This window comes from Caulobacter sp. SRI_008, assembly GCF_057586355.1.
On sequence record NZ_JBYCZS010000024.1, the window covers coordinates 47,748 to 66,147 of the forward strand.

Consider the following 18,400-nt stretch of genomic DNA (forward strand, 5'->3'; position numbering starts at 1 on the left):
CGCGAAGGCGGGGGTCGGGTGAGGGGTCTCTCAAACCTTTCAGCGCCACTCCTCCCCCGTAAAACGGGGGAGGGGGACCGCGAAGCGGTGGAGGGGGCGAGGCTGGGCTCGGGGCCTGACCTCTCTCTCCCGTAAAATCCCCGCGAAAGCGGGGACCCAGGTGTTTTATCGTCGAGCGCGGCGCGTTTCAGAAAAAGCCTGGGTCCCCGCTTTCGCGGGGATTTTACGGAGTTGGGTGGGCCTTACGCACGCTACTCACACGGCGTAATCGGAAAAGAGTCCAGCAAACTCAACGCCCTGCAACTTTATAACCCCAACTTATCCCCACCTGCTCGAGCCGCCCCATAATCATCCCCATCCCAGCCATGGGGAGGGCTCTTGGTACCGGCCCGAGTTAGCGGCTGCGGATCGCATCGAGCGGGGCCGCTTGGGGCGTCATGGGAAGGGCGGGTTTGCAGGAGCGCTCGGAAGGCGTGATTGGGCCGCCAGCCGTTCCGTGACGAGACAAGCGGGTCGACAGGGCCGGGATCGTTTCAAACCGGCCTAACAGGATCAGCCGAGGCGCCGCCGGATCACCGCGGGGCTATTGGTCCTGCCCGTCCGAGGGACAACCGGGTCCAGGGTTGAAAAAGCACCCGCGCCCCCGGTCCTTCGAGCCTACGGTGTGGCGGAGCGGTCAGACGAAGCCGAAACGCTAAACCACATCACGGTCTCCGGGCTCCGCCCGGCCGCTCCGCGCCTCCCCATCAACTTTCGTGAGTTTTCACGGGAGGGCGAAGTCGCATGCCTGCGCTGGCCCCCTCAGTCGCTCCGCGACAGCTCCCCCAGAGGGGGAGCATCTTTCTGGCGATGCGTCGGCCAGATCCTCCCCCTCTGGGGGAGGTGGCCCGGAGGGCCGGAGGGGGTCCCCGTTCAGGGGACTGCCGCTTTCCCCCAAACCGCCCTACATCCAGCGCCAAAGCCTCACCGGAGCCTCCATGACCATCACCGCCCACCGCGTCAGCGTTCCCGTCTTCGTCCAGGGGCTGAAGGGCCTCGCCGGCGTGCTGGCCAAGGCCGCCGCCCATGTGGAAGCCCACAAGCTCGATCCCGAGGCCCTGCTGAAGGCGCGGCTCTATCCCGACATGTTCCCGCTGATCCGCCAGGTGCAGATCGCCACCGACTTCGCCAAGGGCGCCAGCGCGCGCCTCGCCGGCCTCGAGGTTCCGGCCTGGGACGACGCCGAGACCAGCTTCGCCGACCTGTCTGCCCGCGTCGAACGCGCCATCACCTATGTCGAAGGCCTGGACCCGGCCGCCTTCGACGGCGCCGAGGACCGCACCGTGGCCCTCACCCGTCGCGGCGAGACCACCGAGCACAACGCCCTCGACTACCTGACCGCCCAGGCCCTGCCGAACTTCTACTTCCACCTGGCCACCGCCTACGGGATCCTGCGCAAGAACGGCGTGGTCGTGGGCAAGCGCGACTTCCTCGGCACGACCTGAGTTACGAAACCTCGCCCTTCGACAAGCTCAGGGTGAGGTTTCTATTGCACGGCCTATGAAGTGGTCCTCACCCTGAGCTTGTCGAAGGGCGAGGACCACCCACCGCGGCTCAGGGCCGCCGCCGAAACGCCCACACCAGTCCGGCCAGGGCCGTCACCACGCCGGCCACCGCCGACAACACCACCGCCAACTCCTTCAGTACCTCCGGTTCCATAGCTCCACCCGTTACTCAGCCCGCATCGCGGTTACGGGTCAGAGTGGCTCAAGCCGACGTCGAGTCCGGACGTATGTTTCTATTTTGTTCCAGAACATGAGAGAGAGGCGTCACGCCACCTCCTGCACCGACACCGCCTCCATCCCGAGGATCGCGGCCTTGCGGGCCAGGCCCCAGTGGTAACCGGTGAGGCGGCCGTCCTTGGCGATGGCGCGGTGGCAGGGGATCAGCAGCGAGATCGGGTTGGCCCCGATCGCCCCGCCGGTGGCCTGGAACGCCTTGGGCTTGCCGGCCCAGGCGGCGACCTGGCCGTAGGTGGCGGTCTCGCCGGCCGGGATGCGCAGCAGGGCCTTCCAGACCTGCACCTGGTAGGGCGAGCCGATCAGCACCACGGGCAGGGGACCTTCGCCCACGCCAAAGGCCCGCAGGGCCGTCTCCTGGGCCGCCATGTCGTCGCGCACCCAGTCGGCGCCGGGCCAGCGGCGGTGCATGTCGGCGAAGGCGAAGTCGTCGTCGCCGTCCGAGAAGGCCAGGCCCGCCAGGCCCCGCTCGGCCAGCACGAACAGGCCGCGCCCGAACGGGGTGGGCGACCAGCCCCAGCGCAGGGTCATGCCGGCGCCGCGCCGGCGCACGTCGCCCGGGGTCGCCGCCTCCTGGGCGATGAACAGGTCGTGCAGCCGCGAGGGGCCGGAAAGGCCGGCGTCATAGGCCGCGTCCAGCACGCTGGCCCCGGCTTCGAGCGAGCGGCGGGCCTCGGCGTGGGCGATGGCGGCGACGAAGGTCTTGGGGCTTACCCCGGCCCAGCGGGTGAAGATGCGCTGGAAGTGGAACGGCGACAGGCCCACCGCGCCGGCGGCCTCGTCCAGCGACGGCCGGTCCATCCAGCGCTGCGCCAGCCAGTCGAGGGCGACGGCCATGCGGTGATAGTCGGCCGAGCGTTCGGCCAGGCGCGCGAGGGTTTCGGAAGGCGAGACGTCGAGAGGCATCGGTTCACTCTAGCCCCGGGAGGGAAGGGCGTCCGCCCGGTTCTTGCGGCTGGAACTCACGACCACCGCTCGGCCCGCGCACTCTTGATCGCCCGCTCCAGGGCATGCGCGAAAGCCACCCGCTCGTCCGGACTGAGCGCCCGGGCCAGGGTCAGGCGACGGCGCGACATGAAGATGCGCACGCGGCTCTCGTGCTCGCCGGGCTGGTCGAGATCGACGCGGGTGAAGGCGGTCGGCGAGGTCCAGACCACCTTGGCCCCCTTGGCGTCCTCGCGGCTGACGGTGATCGCCTCGGCCGTCACCCGCACCCGCTCCGAGCGCGACAGGGCGCGGTTGCTGGCGCGCAAGGCCAGCCACAGGGCCAGGACGTCGAGTCCCAGGAACGGCAGCACCGGCGGCGCGCCCAGCACCAGCAGGAACACCCCGACCATCAGGTTGAAGGCGATGACCACGCCCAGCACCACGGCCATGCCGGTCCTGCCGAGCGACCGGTTGGGGCGAATGACGGCGTCCATGTAGAGGGCTGCGGCCATGACCAGGATTTACGCCGCTTGCGCCGCCTTGGCGAGCCGGCCGCATCACGGCATGGTCGCGGCGATGGCCGTCGCAAAACCCCTTGTCAAGAAACGCCCCGCCGCCAAGCGGATCTCGCCCGCCGAGCGCGAACGCGTGCGCATCCTGTTCGAGCGCTTCGAGAGCCTGGAGCTACGACCCAAGACCGAGCTGAACTATTCCAACCCCTACGAGCTGGTCACCGCCGTCGCCCTGTCGGCCCAGGCCACCGACGTCCAGGTCAACAAGGCCACCGGCCCGCTGTTCCAGGTCGCAGGTAGCGCCGAAAAGATGCTGGAACTCGGGGAAGACGGGCTGATCAAGTACATCGCCTCGATCGGTCTCTTCCGCACCAAGGCCAAGAACGTCATCGCCTCGGCCCACATCCTGATGGACCGCTATGGCGGGCAGGTGCCACTGAACCGCGAGGCGCTGGAAAGCCTGCCCGGCGTGGGCCGCAAGACCGCCAGCGTGGTGCTCAACGAGCTGGACGTCGAACCGGCAATCGCCGTCGACACCCACGTGTTCCGCGTCTCGCACCGCCTGAAGCTGTCGGCCGGCAAGACCCCCGACGCGGTCGAGGACGACCTGATGCGGATCGTGCCCGGACCTTACCAGACCCGCGCCCACCACTGGCTGATCCTGCACGGCCGCTATGTCTGCATCGCCCGCAAGCCCAAGTGCGAGATCTGCAAGATCGCCGACCTCTGCCCGTCGATCGGGCTTTTCTAGCTCTTAGGCGACCCGCGCGCCCGGCTTGAACCGCGCGGTCATCACCATCATCGCCACCACGCCGACCGCCATCAGCAGCCAGGCGCCCGACAAGTCCGACGAGGCGTCGCGCACCCAGCCGGCCAGGAACGGCATGACGCTGGCCATGACGTAGCCGCCGCCCTGGACGAAGGCCACCAGGTCGCCGGCCTGGTCGGGGTCGGCCGCGTGGTCGAGGGTGACGATCAGAGACAGCGGGAAGATCGCGCCGATGCCCGCGCCCAGCAGGCAGACGGCCGGCAGGACGAGCCAGGGCGCCAGCAGCAGGCAGGCGATGCCGCTGAGCAGCGAGGTCAGGGCGGCGATCAAGAGAGGACGGCGATCCGGACGGCGGGCGATGGCCGCCGAGACCGTCAGGCCCGCCAGCACCTCGCACACCGTCAGGGCGGAAAGCGCATAGCCGGCCTGGTCGGCGATCAGGCCCCGGCTGGCGTAGAACGGCGGGAACCAGGCCAGCACCAGGGTGTAGGCGCCGGTGCCGACACCGAAGAAGGTCAGCAGCAGCCAGGCGCGGGGGCTCTTCCACAGGGCGTGACGGCGCACGACGCGCGGCCCGCCGGCCGGAACGGCGACCGAGCGCTTGGTCGCGCCCGTCCACAGCAACAGGGCCAGCACGGCTGGCAGGGCCCACAGGCCGAACATCGCCTGCCAGCCGGCCAGACGGGTCAGGCCCGAGGCGCCCGCCGCCGCGACGGCGGCGCCGGCCATGATGCCGGTGGTGTAGAGGCCGGTGAGGCGGGCGGCGTCATCGCCGGCGAAGCGCTTGATGAAACCGGGCATCAGGGCCTGGACGGCGGCGACGCCGATCCCGACGATCGCGGCGCTGACGAACAGGCCACTGAGGCTGGGCCACAGGGCGCGCAAGCCGCAGGCGAGGGCGATGGCCGCAAGGCCCGCGGCCACGCCCATGCGCTCGCCCAGCATCCGCCGAAGCGGCGCTGCCAGCAGGGCGCCCAGGCCCATCAGGAAGATCGGCAAGGTGGTCAGCAGGCCCGCCGCGGCCGACGAGGCGCCGGTGGCCGCCTTCACCGTGTCGAGCACCGGACCCAGCGCCGCCAGGGCGGGGCGCAGGTTCAGGGCCGCCACGACGATCGCCGCGATGGTGAGCACGGCGCCGCTTTTGGCGGCACGGGCGGCAAGAAGCGCATGTTCGCGCGTCTTGGCGTCTTCTTCGTAAGCGAGGACCACGATATATCTCGAAAGCAAGTATCTTTATGGCGAGATATATCCGATGACGGCGAAAGCCAAGCGTCACGACCGCGCAGGCGCGGCTTCGGCCCAATGGCGGCGTGAGCGGCCGGACCTCGATCCGTTCCCGATGGAGCTGGTCGGCCGCCTCTGCGAGGCCGCCGAGATCGTGCTCAAGGACCGCCTGGCGCCGCTGTTTTCGGCGCACGGCCTGCAGCGCGGCGAGTTCGACGTGCTGGCCACCCTGCGCCGGGCCGGCGGCGATTTCGCCCTGACCCCGACCGACCTCTACGAGACGGCCATGGTCTCGTCGGGCGGCATGACCGCCCGCATCGACCGGCTGGAGAAGATGGCCCTCGTCGAGCGTCGCCCGCATCCCAGCGACCGGCGGGGCACGCTGGTGGCGCTGACGGACGAGGGATTGGCGCTGCTGGACCGGATCCTGCCGCTGCACATCGACAACGAACGGGGCTTGTTGGCGGCGCTCGATGGCGAGGAGCAGCAGGCGTTGAATGGCCTGTTGGCCAAGCTGCTGGCGGGGCTGGAGGCAGAGTAGGGGGGGGGGCGAAACCTCGCCCTTCGACGGGCTCAGGGTGAGGTTTTCAATCGCCGAGCCTATCCTTGGTCCTCATCCTGAGCTTGTCGAAGGACGAGGACCACGCAGCGTGCCGACAGAAACCTAGAGCCCCAACCCCAGCCCGCCCCGCGCCTTGGGCGGGTTGATGTGGCCGGCTTCACGGGCGCGGGTCCAGTGCAGCTTCTCGACGTTTTCGCGGAAGGCGAAGCGGAGGATGTGGTCGGCGACCACCTGCTCCAGCTTCTCCAGGGCCTCGAAGTCGTCGGCCTCGACGGTCATGTCGAGGCCTTCGGCGTCGGCGGTCATGCGGCAGGGCCCCAGCGGCAGCGGGAAGGCCGCCGTGGTCTCGGTCAACTCGACCTCGAACTTGTGGCCCCAGTGCTTGGCCAGCTGGGTCATGTAGCGGGCGGCCTTGTCGGTGACGAGGCGGGCGTGGCTCTGCATGGCTCTGCTCCTTGGCTCCCCGACGTCAGACAGCTTCGATCGCCGCGGCCGCGTCGTCCAGGGCCTTGGCGATCGCCGCGATCTGCTCGGCCGACAGGCTGCCGGCGTGCAGCTTCAGCCGCAGGGCGGTCTTGAGGTTCTCGCGGGCCCGCAGGATCTGCGGCGCGAAGGCGGCGCTGCGCGAGGCGGCTTCGGCCATGCGGGCGAAGAGGCCGTTCACCGGCTGGGCGTTGGCTTCCAGGAAGGCCTGGCCTTCGTCGGTGATGGTGTAGAGTTTCTTGCCGCCGCCGGCGTCGGTCGCGGCGACGTAGCCGAGCTCTTCCAGCAGGGTCAGGGTCGGGTAGATCACGCCGGGGCTGGGGCTGTAGGCGCCGCCGGCCGCGGTCTCGACCGCCTTGATCAGTTCGTAGCCGTGGCTGGGCTTCTCGGCGATCAGCTTCAGGACCACGAGGCGCAGGTCGCCGTGGTCGAAGAACCGGCCGCCGCCGCGCGGACCGCCGCGGCCGAAGCCCCGACCGCCCATGCCGCCGCCGTGTTCGCGACCGTCGAAGCCGAACGGATGGCGGCTGTGATGACCGCCGTGGCGGCCGTGGTGGGGATGATGATGACGTCCAAACATGTATGCTCTTTCGATGCAGTTTCGTTATATCGAAATGATAGATATATCGAAATCGCAAGGCGTCAAGAGCTATTTAGATATATCTGATGCTATCGGTTTGCGACCGCCGCCGGAAAGGCCTGGTGGCAGACCTCCTCGCCGAAGGCGTCGCTGAGCTGCTCCTCGGCCTCGCCCATCTTGATGACGGCCAAGCGGCCGCCGACGATGGTCTTGCCGATGGCGTAGTCGCCAACCACCTTGCCGGTGCGCACATCGACCAGCCGGGCCTTGCCGCGCAGCACGTTGGCGCCGGCGACCAGGGCGGTCAGGGCCGGGTTGGCCTTGTCGAAGCGGTCGAGTTTCGCTTCCAGCCGCAACGGCCGGTCGCCCTTGGCGCAGCCGTCGAGCTTGGCCTGGACGTGCTGCTTGAACAGGGCGTCGAAGCCCTCGGTGACCTTGAGATCACCCCGCGTGAGGCGCACCTCGGAGACGCGGGCCTGGGCGCGCCAGTCGGACGGCAGGGTCTCGACCGCCGTGCTGCGCGAAAGGCTGACGCAGCCCGAGGCCGTCATCGCAACGCCCAGCAGGGCCAAGGTCATCGCCGTCTTCATCGTGCGCTCCAGTTCCGGTCCCGGCTGCAACGCGCCGAGCGGGGGAAAGGTCGCAGACTCGAAGAACGATGGTCTTGGACGAAGGCGCGACGATCACGCCGCCCGCAGGGTCTCGGCCAGCAGGCGGCCCTCGGCGGCGCGGCTGGAGCCGGCCCGCCAGGCGACGACGATCTCGCGGCTGGACTGGGCGGTGTTCAGCGGCCGAATGGTCACCGGGGCGTTCTCGGCCAGACCCGCCTGCACGGCCATGGCCGGCAGGAACGAGACGCCCAGGCCCGAGCCGATCATCTGCACCAGGGTAGGCAATGAGGTGGCCGCGAAGCTTTCGTCCTCGCCATTGGTCTTGGGCGGCTCCAGGCCACAGGCCGACAGGGCGTGGTCGCGCAGGCAGTGGCCGTCTTCGAGCAGGATCAGCTCCTGGCCGTCGAGGCTGGAGGGGTCGACCCGCTCCTGCAGGGCCATCGGGTGATTGGCTGGCGCGGCGGCCAGCAGTTCGTCGTCCTCGACATGGGCGCAGTCGAGACCGGTCATATCGTAGGGCAGGGCGATGAGGGCCGCGTCCAGCGAACCTGCCTTCAGCGAGGCGATCAGGCGCTGGGTCAGGTCCTCGCGCAGAAAGAGGCGCAGCTTGGGGAACTGGTCGCGCAGCATCGGCAGGGCGCGCGGCAGCAGGTAGGGGGCCACGGTCGGGATCACGCCCAGGCGGAAACGCCCGGCCAGCGGCTGGCCGGCGCCGCGGGCGGCCTGAACCAGGTCTTCGGTCTGGGCGAGAATGGCGGTGGCCCGGCGCACGGCCTCCTGGCCGGCGGCGGTCAGGATCACGCCCGAGCGGGCGCGATCGACCACCGGCGCGCCGAGGATCTTCTCCAGCTCCTGGATCCCGGCCGACAGGGTGGGCTGGGTGACGTAGCAGGCGTCGGCGGCCCGGCTGAACGAGCCGTGCTCCGACAGGAGCTTCAGATATTGCAGCTGGCGGAGGGTCGGGAGCATGGCTTCCGATATAGGCCGCCTCTATCGAAACTCCAAAAGCAATCGACCCGATTTCGAGCTCGTCGCCAGCGAACGATCGTGCGCATGTCGCTCGCGGCCCACCCAGCGCCTAAAGAACGCCCATGCCCTTCCCTGCCCTCCCCTAAAGCGCCGCCTTCACCGCCCTGGCGAAGGCCGCCCCGTGGTCGTGGGCGTGCTCGAGGAAGAGATCCGGCTCGATGATCTCCAGCTCCATCAGCTGCGGGGTGTGGTCGAGGCCGCGGATCAGGTCGACGCGGGCGTAGGTCAGGGGCGCTCCGACGGCGTCCAGCACCATGCGGGCGGCGTGCAGGGCCTCGGGCTCGGGCGCGATCTCGCTGACCTTGCCGCCGTACTGCGGCTGCACCCGGAAGTCGCCGGGCACGGCCACCTTGGTCACCGCGTGGCTGAAGACCCCGTCGAAGAAGAACAGCGACAGCTCCCCCTCCTCGCCCACCGCCGGCAGGAACGGCTGGATCAGGGCTGGTCCGGTGGGCGCGCCAGAGAGGTCGGAATCGCGGCCCAGCTTCACCGTCTGGTGCGAGCCGCCGGAGACCTGGGGCTTGGCGACGACGACATCGACCTGAAAGCGATCGCGGGCCTCCACGACGGCTTCGGGCGTGACCTTGTCCAGCGTGATCGTCGGCACCACCGGCGCGCCCTTGGCGGCCAGTTCCGGCAGATAGGTCTTGGCCGTGTTCCAGCGCAGCAGCGACGGCGGGTTGGCCGTGCGCACGCCGGCCGCCTCCAGGGCGTCGAGCCGCGCGTACCATTCGGGCTCGCGATGGTGATAGCCCCAGCTGAGCAGCGGCAGGACGATCCCCTGCCCGTCCGGATCGACCGGATCGGTCCAGGAGCGCGACGCGACGGTCAGGCCCAGGGCGCGTAGGGGCGTCGCCAGGCGCTCGAACAGCGGCGGCCAGCTCTGGGCGAAGCGCGGTTCGTCGGCGGCGGGGACCAGGATCAGGACGTCGGGGCGGGCGGTGCTCATGCCCCAGGGTTAGAAAGCCGCACCGTATCGGGCAAGCCCCGCGTTGCCTTGCCGGCCCCGTTCCTTTACTTGCCAACGGTTCTCTTTTCGCAGTCCCCATCGGAACCCCTCATGACCGCCCTCTACGACGTCGCCGCCATCGGCAACGCCATCGTCGACGTCATCGCCCAGTGCGACGACGCCTTCCTGGACGCGCAAGGGCTGGTCAAGGGCTCGATGGCGCTGATCGACACGACGCGCGCGACCAGCCTGTACGACGCCATGGCCGCCGGCATCGAGGCCTCGGGCGGCAGCGCGGGCAACACCGTGGCGGGCGTGGCCAGCTTCGGCGGCAAGGCCGCCTTCATCGGCAAGGTCGCCAACGACCAGCTGGGCCGCGTCTTCACCCACGACATGCGCGCCATCGGCGGCACCTTCATCACCCCGCCGCTGGCCGAAGGCCCGGCCACCGCCCAGTGCCTGATCAACGTCACCCCCGACGCCCAGCGCACCATGTCGACCTATCTGGGCGCCTGCGTCGAGCTGACCGCCGCCGACGTCGACCCGGCCATCATCGAGGCCGCCCAGTACGCCTATCTCGAAGGCTATCTGTTCGACCCGCTGGAAGCCCGCCGCGCCTTCGCCAAGGCCGCCGCCCTGAGCCACGGTTCGGGCCGCAAGATCGCCATCACGCTTTCGGACAGCTTTGTCGTGGATCGTCACCGCGAGGCCCTGCTGGGCTTCGTCGAGACCCAGTGCGACATCGTCTTCGCCAACGCCTCCGAAGTGTGCGCCCTGTTCCAGACCGACGATTTCGATGCGGCCGTGAAGGAACTGGCCAAGCGGGTCGAGATCGCCGCCGTCACCCGAAGCGAAAAGGGTTCGGTGGTCGCCCAAGGCGATAGCGTCCATGAAATCTCGGCCTTCCCCGTGGAAAAAGTCGTGGACACGACGGGCGCGGGCGACCAATACGCCGCAGGTTTCCTCTACGGCCTCTCCCAGGGCCGCTCGCTGGCCGACTGCGGCAAGCTGGGCTCCCTGGCCGCCGCCGAGGTCATCGCCCACTACGGTCCGCGTCCGCAGGTCAAGCTGCGCGACCTGGCCGCCCAGAACGGACTCTAACCACCAAGGCCCTCCGGGGCCTTCAAGGACGAAGCATGGCCCGCACCGCTGAAGTGGTCCGCGAGACGAAAGAGACCCAGATCCGGGTCTGGATCGATCTCGACGGGACCGGCGCCTCGACGATCTCCACCGGCATTGGTTTCTACGACCATATGCTGGAGAGCTTCGCGCGCCACGGCGGCTTCGACCTGAAGATCGAGACCAAGGGCGACCTGCACATCGACATGCACCACACGGTGGAAGACACCGGGATCGTGCTGGGTCAGGCGATCAACAAGGCGCTGGACGGCTTCAAGGGCATCCGGCGCTTCGGCCACGCCTATATCCCGATGGACGAGACCCTGACGCGCTGCGCCATCGATCTGTCCAACCGCGCCTATCTGATCTGGAAGGTCGAGTTCAAGCGGCCCAAGGTCGGCGAGATGGACACCGAGCTCTTCAAGGAGTTCCACCACGCGTTCGCCATGAACTGCGGGGCGTGCATCCATCTGGAGACGCTGTACGGCGACAACACCCACCACGTGGCGGAGAGCGGCTTCAAGGCGCTTGCCCGAGCCCTGCGTCAGGCGGTGGAGTTCGATCCGAAGACCGGCGGCCAGGCGCCGTCGACCAAGGGCGTGCTGTAGGTTCCATGCAAACTCTCGCCCTGATCGACTACGGGTCGGGCAACCTGCGATCTGCGGAGAAGGCCTTGAACGAGGCCGCCCGCCGACGCGGCGTCGCCGCCTCCATCGTCGTCACCGCCGATCCCGATCTCGTGGCCAAAGCCGACCGGGTGTTCCTGCCCGGCGTCGGGGCCTTCGCCTCGTGCCGCGCTGGGCTGGACGCCTCGGGCGTGTTCGAGGCCATGAACGAGGCCGTGCACCAGCGCGGCGCGCCGTTCATGGGCATCTGCGTCGGTCACCAGCTGCTGGCCACCGAAGGTCTCGAGTTCGGCGTCACGCCGGGCCTCGACTGGATCGGCGGCCAGGTGAAGAAGCTTCAGCCGTCCGATCCGTCGCTGACCATCCCGCACATGGGCTGGAACGCGATCGCCTTCTCGCGCGCTCACGCCCTGTTCGCGGGCATCGAGGACGGCGCCCACATGTACTACGCCAATTCCTTCGCCCTGGCGGCGGCCGATCCGGCCGACGTGGTGGCGACCAGCGACCACGGCGGCGCGTTCGTCGCGGCGGTGGCCAAGGGGAATGTCGCGGGCGTACAATTCCACCCCGAAAAATCACAAGCCGCCGGGCTCGCCCTGCTCGCCAACTTCCTGGAATGGCGCCCATGATCCTCTATCCCGCCATCGACCTGAAGGACGGCCAGTGCGTGCGCCTGCTGCACGGCGACATGGACAAGGCCACGGTCTTCAACAACAGCCCGGCCGACCAGGCCCAGCGCTTCGTCAAGGACGGCTTCTCGTGGCTGCACGTCGTTGACCTGAACGGCGCCATCGAAGGCAAGTCGGTCAACACCGCCGCCGTGCAGTCGATCCTGGAGTCGATCTCGATCCCGGTGCAGCTGGGCGGCGGCATCCGCACCCTGGAAGGCATCGAGGCCTGGATCGAGGCCGGCGTGTCGCGCGTCATCCTCGGCACCGTGGCCGTCCACGATCCGGACCTGGTCCGCAAGGCCGCCCGCCTGTGGCCCGAGCAGATCGCCGTGGCCGTCGACGTGCGTGACGGCAAGGTCGCCATCGACGGCTGGACCGGCCTGTCGGACATCGACGCCATCACCCTGGGCAAGCGCTTCGAGGACGTGGGCGTGGCCGCCCTGATCGTCACCGACATCAGCCGCGACGGCGCCCTGACCGGCGTCAATGTCGAGGGCGTGGGCGAACTGGCCGACGCCGTCTCGATCCCCGTCATCGCCTCGGGCGGCGTCGCCTCGGTGGCCGACATCGAACGACTGAAGGCCCGCAAGGGCGTCGAGGTCGCCGGCGCCATCCTGGGCCGCTCGCTCTACGCCGGCACGATCAAGCCCTCCGAAGCCCTGGTCGCGGCGGCGCTCTGATGCTGAAGACCCGGATCATTCCTTGCCTCGACGTCAAGGACGGCCGGGTCGTCAAGGGCGTCAACTTCGTCGACCTGCGCGACGCCGGCGACCCCGTCGAGCAGGCCGCGGCCTATGACGCGGCCGGCGCCGACGAACTGATGTTCCTCGACATCACCGCTTCCAGCGAGGGCCGCGGCCTGATCCTGGACGTGATCTCGCGCACCGCCGAGGTCTGCTTCATGCCCGTCTCGGTGGGCGGGGGCGTGCGCCAGGTGGCCGACATGCGTCGCCTGCTGCTGGCCGGCGCCGACAAGGTCTCGACCAACACCGCCGCGGTCGAGAACCCCGACCTGATCGCCGCCGGCGCCGACGCCTTCGGGGCCCAGTGCGTGGTCGTGGCCATCGACGCCAAGGCCCGGCCGGACGGCTCGGGCTGGAACGTCTGGACCTATGGCGGCCGCAAGGACACCGGCCTCGACGTCGTCGACTGGGCCGCCAAGGTGGTCGAGCGCGGCGCGGGCGAGATCCTGCTGACCTCGATGGACCGCGACGGGGCCAAGATCGGCTACGACATCCCGCTGCTGCAGGCGGTGACGGGCGCGGTCAACGTGCCGGTGATCGCCTCGGGCGGCGCCGGCAAGACCGAGCACCTGGTCGAAGCCGCCCGCGACGGCCACGCCGCCGCCGTGCTGGCCGCCTCGATCTTCCACTTCGGCGAGATCTCGATCGGCGAGGCCAAGGCCGCCATGGCCGCCGCCGGCGTGCCGGTGCGCCTGGATCCGGCGCGAGCGGTCGCATGAGCCGGCTGTTCGAAGTCCTGGAGCGCCTGGCCGCCACCGTCGAGAGCCGCAAGGGCGGCGATCCGAGCGCGTCCTACACCGCCAAGCTGCTGAACGATCCCGCCCTGGCCGCCAAGAAGCTGGGCGAGGAAGCCGTCGAGACGGTGATCGCCGCCGTGTCGCAAGGCCCCGAAGCCCTGGCCTCGGAGAGCGCTGACCTGCTGTACCACTGGCTGGCGCTGATGGCCGCGGCCGGCGTGTCGCTGGACGCCGTGGCCGAGAAGCTGGAAGCCCGCGAAGGGACCTCTGGGCACGCTGAGAAGGCGTCGCGGCCGAAGTAGACGGTTTTCAGCCTTCGGCGGTGCGCACGATGTTGAGAAACGCTCCGTCCTTTCCGCACGACACGCAGTGGAACCAGACGTCCGAAAGTCCTTCGAGCGCGGTCGGCGGAATATCCCTGTGGAGATCGAGGTCGGCCAGCGCATTTCGCGCGATCGCATAGGACACCCGGGCGATGGGGCGATCTCGCTTGAGCATCTCCGCCCAGGCCCGCACGACCTCGATCTCGTCGTCGGCCCGGAACTGGCTCACATAGATACCGCCACGAAACTGGCAGACCACGGTGTAGAGCGAGCCCGTCATCTACCCCTTCCGCTTCAGCGCCACGTAGAGCGCGCCCTCGCCGCCGTGGCGCTGGTCCGCCGGCGACACCCCGGCGATCATCTCGCGCAGGGCCGGCGCGGCCAGCCATTCGGGCGTGCGTTGGCGCAGGACGCCGTGGCCGACCTTGCCCTTGCCGGTGATCACCAGCACCGCCCGGTGGCCGTCGTCGAAGGCCCGGCGGATGAAACGCTCCAGAGTGGCGCGGGCCTGGTCCTGGTCGAGGCCGTGCATGTCGAGGCGGGCGCCGATCGGGTCGTGAGCCTTGGCGATGCGGCGATGGCGGTTGGGCTCGATGCGTTCGGGCGGCGGCTTGGGCGCCTTGGGCTTGGGCTTGAGCGCCGGAATGTCGGCCGGGTCGATGCGCAGCGGCGCGATCGAGGCCAGACGGGTCGGCGGAGCGACCTCGGCGGCGTGACCCATAAGCTCGGCCTTGGCCGGACAAACCTTGACCTTGGCGCGCATCTTCAGCGGCGTCTCGCCGGCCTTGGCGCGTACGGTGGAGGCCACCAGCCGCCAGAGGCGCTGGCCGTCGTCGTCGGGCGGCCGCTTGCTCATCGGATCAGGCCCCGGGGATCAGGATTGCGGCTGAGGGACCAGGCGCCACAGGCGCAGGTCGTGACGCACGCGGCCGGCCTCGGTTCCCGCCGCCTGGCCGGTGCCCATGTAGAGGTCGGCCCGCACCGCGCCCTTGATGGCGCCGCCGGTGTCCAGCGCCACCACGGCCCGGCGATAGGTCGGGAAGGCTCCGGTCAGCTTGGGCGCGCTGGCGTCGATCCAGTAGAGGCCGCCCAGGGCGTTCTGGCTGGGATCGACGGCGATGGCCCGGCCGGCCGGCAGCGGCACATTGGCCGCGCCCGTGGCCTGGCGGCCGTCGTCGGGCAAGGTCTGGAAGAACACGTAGCGCGGGTTCAGCCGCATGATCTCGTCGGCCTTGGGACCACGATTGGCCGCCAGCCAGCCGCGGATCGCCTCGCCCGAGGTGTCGCCGTCGGCCAGCAGGCCACGATCGCGCATGGCCGTGGCGATGCCGGTGAAGGGCTTGCCGTTATGGGCGGCGAAGGCCGCGCGCACGCGGCGGCCGTCGGGCAGGGTCAGGACGCCCGAGCCCTGGATCTGCAAGAAGAACAGGTCCTCGGGCCGCAGCCAGGCCAGCGGCCGGTCCAGCGGCGAGGCCTCGATGGCGGCGCGGTCGTCATAGGGGGTGAAGGTCCCGCCAGCGACGCGGCCGGCCACCGTCTTGCCCTTCAGGGTCGGATCGAAGGCGCCGAGGTCGAGCATGAGCAGATCGGCCGGACGCCCGCGCATCGGGGCGCTGAACTCGGCCGAACGCGACATCCGCGCCTCGTATTCCGGCGCGAAATAGGCGGTCAGCAGGCCCTGGCCGGCGATCGGCTCGGGACGGAAATTGGCTTCCAGGAACAGGCGCGCCCGGGCGTCGTCGACCGGCCCGGCCTGCTTGGCCTTCCGGCACACCTCGGCCGTGGGCGGATCCTTGGCGACGCCGCAGGTCTCGCGGAAGGCCTGCAGGGCGGCGGCGTGGTCTTCCTCGTTCCAGCCCTGGAGCGCCGAGAAGCCGGCCCCCGAAGAGACCGGCGGAGTGGGTTGCGGCCGGGGTGTCGGGGTTGTCGAGGGCGGGACCGGCGCCGTCGGGGTGATCGGCAGGGGCGGGGCGGCCGTCGTACAGGCGGCCAGAACCAGGGCGGCCGCCGCGGCGGTCAGGACGGAACGCAACATCAGGCCTCGGCGACCGCGACGCGCACCAGGGTCCAGTTGGGATTACGGCTCTTGAGATCGCGCTCGAAGGTCCACATGTCGGCCGTGCGGCGATCGTCCACCGCCTCGCCGGCGGCGCTGGTCGAGCGGGTGCGCACCTCGCCGAGGATCCGCACCACGGCGCGGCCGACATCGCCCTCGACCGAGGCGCTGTCGAGATCGACGCGCGGCAGGGTCAGCAGCTCGACGCTCTCGGTGCGGCCCTCGGCCTCGCGAGCGACGATCGCGCCCTCGAAATTGGCCATGACGTCAGGCGCCAGCAGCGGCCGGAGGGTTTCACGATCGCCGGCGGCGAAGGCCTTGAGGATCATCTCGTAGGCCTGGCGGGCGCCCACCAGGAATCGGCCGACGTCGAAGTCGGGCTGGCGGGCGCGCAGGGCGGCCACGCCGGTGGCGGCCACCGGGGCCACGGTCTCCGGGTTTTCGGCCGGACGGCCTGCGGCTGGAGCGGCCACGGCGGCGGGCGTGTCCTCGGGCTGACGCCCGATCCGCCGGCCAAGCACGGCGTAGAGCTGGTAGAGGACGACGGCGGCGAGCACCGCGAAGACGATCAGTTCAGTCACGACAAATTCCGCATCGGGCCGTCGATGGCGACGACAGCCTTCCTATATAGGCGAAGCGACCGCCCGCGTCAGGCGCCTGACGTTGCACGGCGTTCTCGCACATGTTAGCAGCGCCGCTCACGCCTAAGGCCGGGCGACCCGCGCCGAACACGGAAAACGTTCATGACCGACACCATCGGCGCTCCGCCCGCCGCCCAGGACGACAACGAAGCGGCCGCCGCCGGCATCCGCATCGTCGCCCAGTTCGTTCGCGACCTCTCGTTCGAAAACCCTCTGGCCCCGGACTCGCTCCGCGCCGCCGCCGACCAGCCCGCCATCGACATGGGCGTCGAGATGAACGCCCGCGGCCGCAATGACGGCCTGTTCGAAGTGGACCTGAAGCTGTCGGCCCGCGCCACGCGCGGCGAGACCGCCGTGTTCCACGTCGAAGTCGTCTACGGCGGCCTGTTCCACATCACCGGCGTGCCGGAAGACGCCCTCGAGCAAGTCCTGCTGATCGAGTGCCCGCGCTTCCTGTTCCCGTTCGCCCGTCGCCTGATCGCCGACGTCACCAGCGAAGGCGGCTTCCCGCCCTTCCTGATCGACCCGATCGACTTCGGCGGCGTCTACGCCGCGCGCAAGGCCCAGGCCGAAGGCGCGCCGATCGGCAACGCCTGATCCAGGCGCGATCGCTGAATTGAAGAAGGCCCGGAGCGAAAGCCCCGGGCCTTTCTTTTTGCTCGCCCGTCCGCGGCGCGGCTACGGCTGCAGCCGGTAGCCGCCCGCCTCGGTGATCAGGATCCGCGCCACGGCCGGATCGGGCTCGATCTTCTGGCGCAGGCGATAGACGTGGGTTTCCAGCGTGTGGGTGGTGACGCCAGCGTTGTAGCCCCAGACCTCGGTCAGCAGCTCCTCGCGCGAAACCGGCTTGGAGCCGGCGCGGTAGAGGTACTTGAGGATGTTGGTTTCCTTCTCGGTCAGCCGCACCTTCTTCTGCTTGTCGTCGACGAGCAGCTTGGCGGACGGCCGGAACTCGTAGGGACCGATGCGGAACAGCGCGTCCTCCGAGGCCTCGTAGCTGCGAAGCTGGGCGCGGATGCGGGCCAGCAGCACCCCGAAGCGGAAGGGCTTGGTGACATAGTCGTTGGCGCCCGATTCCAGGCCCAGGATGGTGTCGCTGTCGCTGGCGGCGGCCGTCAGCATGATCACCGGCGCGGTGACGCCGTTCTTGCGCATCAGCCGGCAGGCCTCGCGGCCGTCCATGTCGGGCAGGTCAACGTCGAGCAGGATCAGGTCCGGCTTGATCTCGCGGGCCTGCCGCACGCCTTCGCCGGCGGTGGCGCACTCGGCCACGGCGAATTCCTCGTGCAGGGCGAGCTGTTCGGCCAAGGCGCCGCGCAGGTCGTCGTCGTCGTCGATGAGAAGCAGGGTCTTGCGTTGCGCCATGAGCCGGAACATGACCGCTGCGAGGCCCGGCGCCAAGGGGCGCGGCTTGCGGGAGCGGGGTTTGCGATGATCTTCCAGGCGTATTCGGACGGAACGATCGATCTGGGCGACGGCCGGAGCGTGCGCTGCGCCCTCGGCAAGGCCGGCGTCATCGCCGCAACCGACAAGCGCGAGGGCGACAACCGAAGCCCGCTGGGGACCTGGAGCATCCGCAAGGTGCTCTACCGCCCCGACGTCTATCCGGACGGCCCCGCGACGGCCCTGCCCATCGCGCCGATCGCGCCGGACGACGGCTGGTGCGACGCTCCGGGCGACCCGAACTACAATCGACCGGTGAAACTGCCCTACCCGGCCAGCGCCGAGCGGATGTGGCGCGAGGATTCGGTCTACGACCTGGTCGGGATCCTGGCCCACAACGACGATCCGCCGGTTCCAGGGATGGGCTCGGCGATCTTCCTGCACCTGGCGCGTGAGGGGTATCCGGGCACGGAAGGCTGCGTGGCCCTGGCGCGGGCGGACATCGAGACGCTGCTGGCCAAGGCCCAGCCGGGGGATGCGATCGGGATCTCGGAGGCGTGAGCTCAAGACGTCTGGCCCTGTGAGGTGATCCTTCTCCCCTTGCGGGAGAAGGTGGCGAGCGAAGGCCGTCGGATGAGGGGTTTCTCAGATAGGAGACGCTGCCGCCCGGCCTGACC

Annotated in this window: 24 protein-coding genes and 1 pseudogene; 11 read left to right on the top strand and 14 right to left on the bottom strand. The window is 69.7% G+C overall.

What is annotated here, in order from left to right:
* Positions 1–977: 977 nt before the first annotated feature.
* Complete coding sequence (locus AC2YHT_RS19815; protein ID WP_487291618.1) at positions 978–1,484, top strand: DUF1993 domain-containing protein; 507 nt, start codon at positions 978–980, stop codon at positions 1,482–1,484.
* 5 nt (positions 1,485–1,489) lie between these two features.
* Here AC2YHT_RS19815 and AC2YHT_RS19820 read toward each other — a convergent pair.
* The 3 genes and pseudogenes from AC2YHT_RS19820 to AC2YHT_RS19830 form a co-directional block, all read right to left on the bottom strand.
* Positions 1,490–1,583: pseudogene (locus tag AC2YHT_RS19820) on the bottom strand (hypothetical protein); the annotation flags it as partial.
* Positions 1,584–1,808: 225 nt separating this feature from the next.
* Entirely contained in the window at positions 1,809–2,684 is an 876-nt protein-coding gene (locus AC2YHT_RS19825) for a methylated-DNA--[protein]-cysteine S-methyltransferase (protein ID WP_487291619.1), read from the bottom strand.
* A 56-nt stretch (positions 2,685–2,740) separates the two neighbouring features.
* On the bottom strand, positions 2,741–3,217 hold the full coding sequence (locus AC2YHT_RS19830) for a DUF2244 domain-containing protein (RefSeq protein ID WP_487291620.1): 477 nt from the start codon (positions 3,215–3,217) through the stop codon (positions 2,741–2,743).
* 52 nt (positions 3,218–3,269) lie between these two features.
* On the opposite strand from AC2YHT_RS19830, the gene nth reads away from it, so the two are divergent.
* Complete coding sequence (gene nth, locus AC2YHT_RS19835; protein ID WP_487291659.1) at positions 3,270–3,968, top strand: endonuclease III; 699 nt, start codon at positions 3,270–3,272, stop codon at positions 3,966–3,968.
* A 3-nt stretch (positions 3,969–3,971) separates the two neighbouring features.
* Here nth and AC2YHT_RS19840 read toward each other — a convergent pair whose 3' ends face one another.
* Positions 3,972–5,195, bottom strand: a complete 1,224-nt coding sequence (locus AC2YHT_RS19840) for an MFS transporter (RefSeq protein ID WP_487291621.1) — start codon at positions 5,193–5,195, stop codon at positions 3,972–3,974.
* 43 nt (positions 5,196–5,238) lie between these two features.
* On the opposite strand from AC2YHT_RS19840, the gene AC2YHT_RS19845 reads away from it, so the two are divergent.
* Positions 5,239–5,751, top strand: a complete 513-nt coding sequence (locus AC2YHT_RS19845) for a MarR family winged helix-turn-helix transcriptional regulator (protein ID WP_487291622.1) — start codon at positions 5,239–5,241, stop codon at positions 5,749–5,751.
* Between the two features lie 123 nt (positions 5,752–5,874).
* On the opposite strand, the gene AC2YHT_RS19850 is transcribed toward AC2YHT_RS19845, so the two are convergent.
* From AC2YHT_RS19850 to AC2YHT_RS19870, 5 genes are all read right to left on the bottom strand, one after another.
* Positions 5,875–6,216 (bottom strand): DUF2218 domain-containing protein, encoded by a 342-nt coding sequence (locus AC2YHT_RS19850; RefSeq protein ID WP_487291623.1) that lies wholly within the window; start codon positions 6,214–6,216, stop codon positions 5,875–5,877.
* 25 nt (positions 6,217–6,241) lie between these two features.
* Positions 6,242–6,835 carry a PadR family transcriptional regulator gene (locus AC2YHT_RS19855; RefSeq protein WP_487291624.1) on the bottom strand — a complete coding sequence of 198 codons (594 nt, stop codon included), beginning with the start codon at positions 6,833–6,835 and terminating at the stop codon, positions 6,242–6,244.
* A gap of 89 nt (positions 6,836–6,924) precedes the next feature.
* Entirely contained in the window at positions 6,925–7,425 is a 501-nt protein-coding gene (locus tag AC2YHT_RS19860; RefSeq protein WP_487291625.1) for a hypothetical protein, read from the bottom strand.
* Between the two features lie 93 nt (positions 7,426–7,518).
* The gene (locus tag AC2YHT_RS19865; RefSeq protein WP_487291626.1) at positions 7,519–8,415 is read right to left on the bottom strand and encodes a hydrogen peroxide-inducible genes activator; all 897 of its coding nucleotides are present in this window, start codon (positions 8,413–8,415) and stop codon (positions 7,519–7,521) included.
* Between the two features lie 142 nt (positions 8,416–8,557).
* Positions 8,558–9,424, bottom strand: coding sequence for an ATP-grasp domain-containing protein (locus tag AC2YHT_RS19870; protein WP_487291627.1), 867 nt, complete (start codon positions 9,422–9,424; stop codon positions 8,558–8,560).
* A gap of 111 nt (positions 9,425–9,535) precedes the next feature.
* On the opposite strand from AC2YHT_RS19870, the gene AC2YHT_RS19875 reads away from it, so the two are divergent.
* From AC2YHT_RS19875 to AC2YHT_RS19900, 6 genes are read left to right on the top strand one after another with little or no spacing between them, the layout of a single operon-like run.
* Positions 9,536–10,525, top strand: a complete 990-nt coding sequence (locus AC2YHT_RS19875; RefSeq protein WP_487291628.1) for an adenosine kinase — start codon at positions 9,536–9,538, stop codon at positions 10,523–10,525.
* A gap of 35 nt (positions 10,526–10,560) precedes the next feature.
* Entirely contained in the window at positions 10,561–11,151 is a 591-nt protein-coding gene (hisB, locus tag AC2YHT_RS19880) for an imidazoleglycerol-phosphate dehydratase HisB (protein WP_101713144.1), read from the top strand.
* Positions 11,152–11,156: 5 nt separating this feature from the next.
* Positions 11,157–11,798 carry an imidazole glycerol phosphate synthase subunit HisH gene (gene hisH, locus AC2YHT_RS19885; RefSeq protein WP_487291629.1) on the top strand — a complete coding sequence of 214 codons (642 nt, stop codon included), beginning with the start codon at positions 11,157–11,159 and terminating at the stop codon, positions 11,796–11,798.
* Positions 11,786–12,520: a 1-(5-phosphoribosyl)-5-[(5-phosphoribosylamino)methylideneamino]imidazole-4-carboxamide isomerase gene (gene hisA, locus AC2YHT_RS19890; RefSeq protein ID WP_199228335.1), complete on the top strand. Its 735-nt coding sequence runs from the start codon at positions 11,786–11,788 to the stop codon at positions 12,518–12,520. The genes hisH and hisA overlap by 13 nt, the downstream gene beginning before the upstream one ends.
* The gene (gene hisF, locus AC2YHT_RS19895; protein WP_487291630.1) at positions 12,520–13,302 is read left to right on the top strand and encodes an imidazole glycerol phosphate synthase subunit HisF; all 783 of its coding nucleotides are present in this window, start codon (positions 12,520–12,522) and stop codon (positions 13,300–13,302) included. The genes hisA and hisF overlap by 1 nt, the downstream gene beginning before the upstream one ends.
* Positions 13,299–13,622, top strand: a complete 324-nt coding sequence (locus AC2YHT_RS19900; protein ID WP_487291631.1) for a phosphoribosyl-ATP diphosphatase — start codon at positions 13,299–13,301, stop codon at positions 13,620–13,622. Before hisF ends, AC2YHT_RS19900 begins: the two co-directional genes overlap by 4 nt.
* A 7-nt stretch (positions 13,623–13,629) precedes the next feature.
* Here AC2YHT_RS19900 and AC2YHT_RS19905 read toward each other — a convergent pair whose 3' ends face one another.
* Genes AC2YHT_RS19905 through timA form a run of 4 tightly spaced genes read right to left on the bottom strand, consistent with a single transcriptional unit; the run spans position 13,630 to position 16,280 of the window.
* Complete coding sequence (locus AC2YHT_RS19905) at positions 13,630–13,923, bottom strand: hypothetical protein (protein WP_487291632.1); 294 nt, start codon at positions 13,921–13,923, stop codon at positions 13,630–13,632.
* Entirely contained in the window at positions 13,924–14,499 is a 576-nt protein-coding gene (locus AC2YHT_RS19910) for a Smr/MutS family protein (RefSeq protein ID WP_487291633.1), read from the bottom strand.
* Positions 14,500–14,517: 18 nt separating this feature from the next.
* On the bottom strand, positions 14,518–15,678 hold the full coding sequence (mltA, locus tag AC2YHT_RS19915) for a murein transglycosylase A (RefSeq protein ID WP_487291634.1): 1,161 nt from the start codon (positions 15,676–15,678) through the stop codon (positions 14,518–14,520).
* Positions 15,678–16,280 (bottom strand): TIM44-related membrane protein TimA, encoded by a 603-nt coding sequence (gene timA / locus AC2YHT_RS19920; protein ID WP_487291635.1) that lies wholly within the window; start codon positions 16,278–16,280, stop codon positions 15,678–15,680. The genes mltA and timA overlap by 1 nt, the downstream gene beginning before the upstream one ends.
* Positions 16,281–16,442: 162 nt before the next feature.
* On the opposite strand from timA, the gene secB reads away from it, so the two are divergent.
* Entirely contained in the window at positions 16,443–16,937 is a 495-nt protein-coding gene (gene secB, locus AC2YHT_RS19925) for a protein-export chaperone SecB (RefSeq protein ID WP_487291636.1), read from the top strand.
* 81 nt (positions 16,938–17,018) lie between these two features.
* On the opposite strand, the gene AC2YHT_RS19930 is transcribed toward secB, so the two are convergent.
* Entirely contained in the window at positions 17,019–17,705 is a 687-nt protein-coding gene (locus AC2YHT_RS19930; RefSeq protein WP_198575488.1) for a response regulator transcription factor, read from the bottom strand.
* 66 nt (positions 17,706–17,771) lie between these two features.
* On the opposite strand from AC2YHT_RS19930, the gene AC2YHT_RS19935 reads away from it, so the two are divergent.
* Positions 17,772–18,284 (top strand): L,D-transpeptidase family protein, encoded by a 513-nt coding sequence (locus tag AC2YHT_RS19935; RefSeq protein WP_487291637.1) that lies wholly within the window; start codon positions 17,772–17,774, stop codon positions 18,282–18,284.
* The last annotated feature ends 116 nt before the right edge of the window (positions 18,285–18,400 follow it).